We start from the raw sequence: 6,755 nt of genomic DNA, 5'->3' as shown, positions 1-6,755 counted from the left end.
GTCTTCCCGCTCTCCAACTGGACCGAACTGGACGTCTGGCAGTACATCGCCCGCGAGGGCATCGAGCTGCCGCAGATCTACTTCGCGCACGAGCGTGAGGTCTTCCAGCGGGGCGGGATGTGGCTGACCGCGGGTGAGTGGGGCGGCCCGAAGGACGGCGAGACCGTCGTGAAGCGCCAGGTGCGTTACCGGACCGTCGGTGACATGTCCTGCACGGGTGCCGTCGACTCCGACGCCGGCACGCTGGACGCCGTGATCGCCGAGATCGCCGCCTCCCGGCTCACCGAGCGCGGCGCCACCCGCGCCGACGACAAGCTCTCCGAGGCCGCGATGGAAGACCGCAAGCGCGAGGGGTACTTCTAGAGATGAGCACGACCACCACGGAACTCGGTCTGGCCGAGACCACCCTGCTGCGCTTCGCGACCGCCGGTTCGGTCGACGACGGCAAGTCCACCCTCGTCGGACGGCTGCTGCACGACTCCAAGTCGGTCCTCACCGACCAGCTGGAGGCCGTGGAGCGCGCCTCTGCCTCGCGCGGGCAGGACGCCCCCGACCTCGCCCTGCTCACCGACGGGCTGCGGGCCGAGCGCGAACAGGGCATCACCATCGACGTGGCCTACCGCTACTTCGCCACTCCCAAGCGCCGGTTCATCCTCGCCGACACGCCCGGCCATGTGCAGTACACCCGCAACATGGTGACGGGTGCCTCCACCGCCGAGCTGACCGTGGTCCTGGTCGACGCCCGCAACGGGGTCGTCGAGCAGACCCGCCGGCACGCCGCGATCGCCGCCCTGCTGCGCGTCCCGCACGTGGTCCTCGCCGTCAACAAGATGGACCTGGTCGGCTACCAGGAGGCGATCTTCGCCGGGATCGCCGAGGAGTTCACGGCGTACGCGACCGAGCTGGGCGTCCCGGAGGTCACCGCGATCCCGATCTCGGCGCTGGTCGGCGACAACGTCGTGGAGCCGTCCGCGAACATGGACTGGTACGGCGGCCCGACCGTCCTGGAGCACCTGGAGACCGTCCCGGTCAGCCACGACCTGGCGCACTGCCACGCCCGGCTGCCCGTGCAGTACGTGATCCGCCCGCAGACCGCCGAGCACCCGGACTACCGGGGCTACGCCGGCCAGATCGCCGCCGGCACCTTCCACGTCGGCGAGCCGGTCACGGTCCTGCCCTCCGGTCGCACGACCACGATCTCGGGCATCGACCTCCTTGGCAAGCCGGTCGACTCGGCCTGGACGACCCAGTCGGTGACCCTCCTGCTCACCGACGACATCGACGTCTCGCGCGGCGACCTGATCGTGCCCACGAAGGACGCCCCGCCGACCACCCAGGAGGTCGAGGCGACCGTCTGCCACGTGGCCGACCAGCCGCTGACCGTCGGGCACCGGGTACTGCTCAAGCACGGCACCCGCACGGTCAAGGCGATCGTCAAGGACATCCCGTCCCGGCTCACGCTCGACGACCTGTCCCTGCACCCGCACCCGGGGCAGCTCATCGCCAACGACATCGGCCGGGTGAAGATCCGTACCGCCGAGCCGCTGCCGGTCGACTCCTACGCCGACTCGCGCCGCACCGGCTCGTTCATCCTGATCGACCCCGCCGACGGCACCACGCTCACCGCGGGCATGGTCGGCGAGTCGTTCGCCTCCCCCGAGCCCGTCAAGGACGAGGCCGAGGACGACGGGTGGGACTTCTGACATGAACTCCACCGACTACTACTCCACGTTCGCCAAGGAGGGCGGCCGCGTCGGCAGCGGCAGCCTCGGCAGCGGGCAGGGCGGAGTGGCGCGATGTGTGCGCTGACGTACGCGCACCGCTTGCGCGCCCTCACCCCCCACCGCCGTAGACGCAGACCTGCCGACCTCCCGGCCACGACCTGAGAGACCGTGACCGCCGGGCCTCCGAGAGGAACACCTCCCGTGCCTGCAACAAAAGCCTTCCGCCGCAGTCTCGCGGTGATAGCCGCGCTTCCCCTGCTCGCCCTCGCCGCCTGCGGTTACGGGTCGGACTCCGACAAGACCGACACCGCCAAGGTCGCCGCCGGTGCCAAGAAGATCGACGGCCTCGACACCGTCAAGATCGGCTACTTCGGCAACCTGACCCACGCGACCGCGCTGGTGGGCAACCAGAAGGGCTTCTTCCAGAAGGAGCTCGGCGCCACCCAGGCCAAGTACGCGATCTTCAACGCCGGCCCCTCGGAGATCGAGGCGCTCAACTCCGGGTCCATCGACATCGGCTGGATCGGCCCCTCGCCGGCGATCAACGGCTACACCAAGTCCAACGGCACCGACCTGAAGATCATCGGCGGTTCGGCGTCGGGCGGCGTGAAGCTGGTCGTCGACCCGAAGAAGATCAAGTCCCTGAAGGACGTCAAGGGCAAGAAGATCGCAACGCCTCAGCTGGGCAACACGCAGGACGTGGCGTTCCTCAACTGGATCGCCGACCAGGGCTGGAAGGTCGACGCGCAGAGCGGCAAGGGTGACGTCACGGTCGTCCGCACCGACAACAAGATCACCCCGGACGCCTTCAAGGCCGGTTCCATCGACGGCGCCTGGGTGCCGGAGCCGACCGCGTCCAAGCTGGTCGCCGAGGGCGGCAAGGTGCTGCTCGACGAGTCCACGCTGTGGCCCGACAAGAAGTTCGTGATCACGAACATCATCGTGTCGCAGAAGTTCCTGAAGGAGCACCCGAAGGTCGTCGAGGCGGTCCTGAAGGGCTCGGTCGACACCAACAAGTGGATCAACGCCAACCCGGACGCGGCGAAGGCCTCCGCCAACAAGCAGCTGGCGGTCGACTCCGGCAAGGCGCTGCCGGACGACGTCCTGAACTCCGCCTGGTCGTCGATCCAGTTCACCGACGACCCGCTGGCCTCCACCCTCAACACCGAGGCCGAGCACGCCGTCAAGGCCGGTCTGCTCACCGACCCGCTGCTGAAGAACATCTACGACCTGACGATCCTCAACAAGGTCCTCAAGGCCGAGGGCGCGAGCACGGTCGACGCCGCCGGTCTCGGCAGCAGCTGACCCCGGTCCCGACGCGTTCCCAGGAGGTGACGACCATGGCCACGACCACGACACTCGCCAAGGCCGGCGAGTCGGTGGAGCACGCGGCACGCCTTGAGCACGTCTCGAAGTCCTTCGCGACTCCCGGCGGGCAGCAGCTCGTCCTGGACGACATCACGCTCGATGTCGCGCCGGGTGAGTTCGTCACCCTCCTGGGGGCCTCGGGGTGCGGCAAGTCCACGCTGCTGAACCTGGTGGCGGGGCTGGACCGGCCCACCGCGGGCTCCATCGCGACGGACGGGCGGCCCGCCCTGATGTTCCAGGAGCACGCCCTCTTCCCGTGGCTTACCGCGGGCAAGAACATCGAACTCGCCCTGAAGCTCAGGGGGGTTCCCAAGAACGACCGCCGTGCCAAGGCCGAGCAGCTGCTCGAACTGGTCCGGCTGAAGGGCGCGTACGGCAAGCGCGTCCACGAGCTGTCGGGCGGTATGCGCCAGCGTGCGGCGCTGGCGCGGGCACTCGCCCAGGAGAGCAACCTGCTGCTGATGGACGAGCCGTTCTCGGCCCTGGACGCCATCACCCGGGACGTGCTGCACGACGAGCTGACCCGTATCTGGCAGGAGACCGGGGTCTCCGTCCTGTTCGTCACGCACAACGTGCGCGAGGCGGTGCGGCTCGCCCAGCGGGTGATCCTGCTGTCGTCCCGCCCGGGCCGGATAGCGCGCGAGTGGACGGTCGGCATCCCGCAGCCGCGCCGGATCGAGGACGCTCCCGTGGCCGAACTGTCCCTTGAGATCACCGATGTACTGCGTGGGGAGATCCGCCGTCATGGCCAGCACTGAGACGACCGCGGCCAAGGACGCCGGAAGTGTCGAGGCGGGCCTGGACGCACTGGAGACGTCGGCCACCGGCCGCCCGACCTTCCGGCAGGTCTTCACCGCCAAGATCCTGCCGCCGATCATCGCGCTCGCCGTGGTCCTCGTGGTCTGGACGCTCCTCGTCCCGGTCGTCGACGACCCGTCCAAGCTGCCCTCGCCGGCCGCGGTGGGCAGCGCGTTCAAGGACGCCTGGCTCAAGGGCGACCTGCTCGGCTACATCTGGACCAGTGTCAGCCGCGGCCTGCTCGGCTTCCTCTTCGCGCTGGTCATCGGCACCCCGCTGGGTCTGCTGGTGGCCCGGGTGAAGTTCGTGCGCGCGGCCATCGGCCCGATCCTGTCCGGCCTCCAGTCGCTGCCGTCGGTGGCGTGGGTGCCGCCGGCAGTGATCTGGCTGGGCCTGAACAACTCGATGATGTACGCGGTGATCCTGCTCGGCGCGGTCCCCTCCATCGCCAACGGTCTCGTCTCCGGTGTCGACCAGGTGCCCCCGCTGTTCCTGCGCGCCGGACGCACGATGGGCGCCACGGGAGTGAAGGGCATCTGGCACGTGGTGCTGCCGGCGGCGCTGCCCGGCTATGTGGCGGGCCTGAAGCAGGGCTGGGCGTTCTCCTGGCGTTCGCTGATGGCGGCGGAGATCATCGCGAGCTTCCCGGACCTCGGCGTGGGCCTCGGCCAGCTGCTGGAGAACGCGCGCACCGCCAGCGACATGGCCATGGTGTTCGAGGCCATCATCCTGATCCTGTTCGTCGGCATCGCGATCGACCTGCTGATCTTCAGCCCGCTGGAGCGGTGGGTGCTGCGCAGCCGCGGTCTGCTGGTGAAGAGCTGAGGTAGCCCATGAGCAAGCCGGTCCTCGTCGTCATCGCCCACGGCAGCCGCGATCCGCGGCACGCGGCGACCGTGCACGCCCTGGTACGGCGGGTACGGTCGCTGCGGCCCGGGCTGCGCGTGGAGACCGGCTTCCTGGACTTCAACATCCCCTCGGTGCACGGGGTGCTGGAGTCCCTGGCGGCGGAAGGCGTCCGCGATGTCGTGGCCCTCCCCCTGCTGCTCACCCGCGCGTTCCACGCGAAGGCGGACATCCCGGCCGTCCTGCGGGACGCGCCGCCGCGGCTGCGGATCCGGCAGGCGGAGGTGCTCGGCCCGTCCCCGCTGCTCCTGGCGGCCCTCGAACGGCGGCTGCACGAGGCGGGGCTGACCCCCGCCGACAAACCCTCGACCGGGGTCGTACTGGCCTCGGCGGGGTCCAGCGACCCGGAGGCGATCGCGGTGATCGCAGAAATCGCGCGGGAGTGGCGGCACACCGGTTGGTGCGCCGTGCGGCCCGCGTTCGCCTCCGCATCCCTCCCCCGCACCGAGGACGCGGTACGGGAGCTGCGGGAGCTCGGCTGTGCCCGGGTGGCGGTCGCCCCCTACGTCCTCGCCCCCGGCTTCCTGCCCGACCGGATCGCGCGGGGCGCGGCGGAGGCGGACGTGCTGGCCGAGGTGCTCGGCCCGGCCCCCGAGGTGGCGCGGGTGCTGCTGGAGCGGTACGACGCGGCCCGCACCCCCGCCCTGGCGGCCGTGGGGGCCTGAGCGGTCCGGCGTTCGGTCCGAGGGGGTTCGCGGTCCGGCGCTCCCCTGTGACGTCGGACCGCGAACGGCCGGCCCACGGCGGGGCTCTCGCGAGCGTCACCGCCACGGCCGGCTCTTACTTCAGCGTCGCGCCCCGCGAACGTGTCACACCAGGGGCTTTACTGTTTCAGTTGTCAACAACTTGTTTTTATTGGGCAGTTGACCGGGTGATCGTCGTGCCCTCGGCGGCGGCGATCCGGTGGCGCGGCTCATCCCTCCACTGGCCCAGGCCGTTGCGCCCGATGTGCCGGAGGGCCTCGCCGCTGGTGTATACGAACTCGGCGTCGGCGGGATGTTCCCCCTGGGCGTCCGCGGACGCCGTGGACCTGGCCTTTCGCTGGCGCCCTTCCTCGGCCTGCGGACGGTCACGCTTCCGGGGCGGTGAGCTCCACCAGCTTGACGACCGTGTTCCAGTTGCGGGTGGTGGCGATCAGCCCCTTGTTGATCCGCGGCCGGGACAGCGCCTCCGCCAGCTTGGAGCGGCCGAGGCCGTCCGGGGCGTACAGGTACAGCGCGCGGTCGCCCAGCCGGAACTCCTCGGGGAGGTGGGCGGCGGGGTCCAGGTCCGCGAACCGCTCCGGCGCGACCGGCGCGGAGAAGTAGGTGACGTGCAGCTGCCTGGCCTCCAGTTCGGCGGCCGGGAACGGGCAGGCCCCGGCGGTCGCCTTCAGGTAGGCGTGGTCGCGGACCAGGATGTCGACGGGGAAGCCGAACCGCTCCTCGATCGCCCCGGCCAGCTCCGCGGCCAGCGACTCGGTGTCCCCGCGGACATCGGCGAAGACGGCCTGCCCGCTCTGCAGGTAGGTCTGTACGGACGCGTACCCCAGGCCGGTCATGAGCGCCCGCAGCTCGGCCATCGGGAGCCTCTTCCGGCCGCCCACGTTGATCCCGCGCAGCAGTGCCGCATACATCGTCATTCGAACACCTTAGAACGGCCGTCGTGCCCCGTGGGGGTGGGCACGACGGCCGTGCCGGGCATGCCGGGCTGCCCGAAACTCTGGCCGATCGGACCGCTCCGGATCAACTCCTACACGCACCTGTGACTTGTTCAACAAGGTTCTGTAATCACAAAGCGGATCCCGGTCGTCGGAAGGGACAGCCCTGATCATCACCCCCGAGATCGGTCGATAGATGTAGGGGCCCGACATCCTCCCAGGCGATGAGAGCCGGCCGCCGCACTTCACCGGACAGCACGAGGAGTCGGTCTTATCCGGCCCATACCTTCGAATCGAACGAAGGAAGTCGTGAAGAGATC

At 69.9% G+C, this 6,755-nt stretch carries 7 protein-coding genes; 6 read left to right on the top strand and 1 reads right to left on the bottom strand.

Annotation, left to right across the window (positions count from 1 at the left end):
* The 6 genes from ACWGJB_RS36960 to ACWGJB_RS36935 all read left to right on the top strand — a co-directional run.
* A partial coding sequence (locus ACWGJB_RS36960) for a phosphoadenosine phosphosulfate reductase domain-containing protein (RefSeq protein WP_453384417.1) occupies nt 1-363 on the top strand: 363 nt, incomplete at its 5' end.
* 2 nt (nt 364-365) lie between these two features.
* Nucleotides 366-1,703 carry a sulfate adenylyltransferase subunit 1 gene (locus tag ACWGJB_RS36955; protein WP_453384416.1) on the top strand — a complete coding sequence of 446 codons (1,338 nt, stop codon included), beginning with the start codon at nt 366-368 and terminating at the stop codon, nt 1,701-1,703.
* Nucleotides 1,704-1,925: 222 nt separating this feature from the next.
* On the top strand, nt 1,926-3,029 hold the full coding sequence (locus tag ACWGJB_RS36950) for an aliphatic sulfonate ABC transporter substrate-binding protein (RefSeq protein ID WP_453384415.1): 1,104 nt from the start codon (nt 1,926-1,928) through the stop codon (nt 3,027-3,029).
* Nucleotides 3,030-3,064: 35 nt separating this feature from the next.
* The gene (locus tag ACWGJB_RS36945; RefSeq protein ID WP_453384414.1) at nt 3,065-3,850 is read left to right on the top strand and encodes an ABC transporter ATP-binding protein; all 786 of its coding nucleotides are present in this window, start codon (nt 3,065-3,067) and stop codon (nt 3,848-3,850) included.
* A complete protein-coding gene (locus ACWGJB_RS36940; protein ID WP_453384413.1) occupies nt 3,837-4,715 on the top strand; it encodes an ABC transporter permease in 879 nt (292 codons plus the stop codon). Before ACWGJB_RS36945 ends, ACWGJB_RS36940 begins: the two co-directional genes overlap by 14 nt.
* Before the next feature lie 8 nt (nt 4,716-4,723).
* Nucleotides 4,724-5,461 carry a sirohydrochlorin chelatase gene (locus tag ACWGJB_RS36935; protein WP_453384412.1) on the top strand — a complete coding sequence of 246 codons (738 nt, stop codon included), beginning with the start codon at nt 4,724-4,726 and terminating at the stop codon, nt 5,459-5,461.
* A 404-nt stretch (nt 5,462-5,865) separates the two neighbouring features.
* Here ACWGJB_RS36935 and ACWGJB_RS36930 read toward each other — a convergent pair whose 3' ends face one another.
* Nucleotides 5,866-6,417, bottom strand: coding sequence for a DUF1697 domain-containing protein (locus ACWGJB_RS36930; protein WP_453384411.1), 552 nt, complete (start codon nt 6,415-6,417; stop codon nt 5,866-5,868).
* Nucleotides 6,418-6,755 lie beyond the last annotated feature (338 nt).

Source organism: Streptomyces sp. NPDC054813, assembly GCF_053611365.1.
Note: the sequence above shows the minus strand (reverse complement) of the source record. Positions and strands in the feature narration are given on the sequence as shown.

Bases quoted from the DNA above. Each gene is read 5' to 3' on its own strand.
- ACWGJB_RS36955 (WP_453384416.1), top strand. From the start codon at position 366: ATGAGCACGACCACCACGGAACTCGGTCTGGCCGAGACCACCCTGCTG.
- ACWGJB_RS36945 (WP_453384414.1), top strand. From the start codon at position 3,065: ATGGCCACGACCACGACACTCGCCAAGGCCGGCGAGTCGGTGGAGCAC.
- ACWGJB_RS36940 (WP_453384413.1), top strand. From the start codon at position 3,837: ATGGCCAGCACTGAGACGACCGCGGCCAAGGACGCCGGAAGTGTCGAG.
- ACWGJB_RS36935 (WP_453384412.1), top strand. From the start codon at position 4,724: ATGAGCAAGCCGGTCCTCGTCGTCATCGCCCACGGCAGCCGCGATCCG.
- ACWGJB_RS36930 (WP_453384411.1), bottom strand. From the start codon at position 6,417: ATGACGATGTATGCGGCACTGCTGCGCGGGATCAACGTGGGCGGCCGG.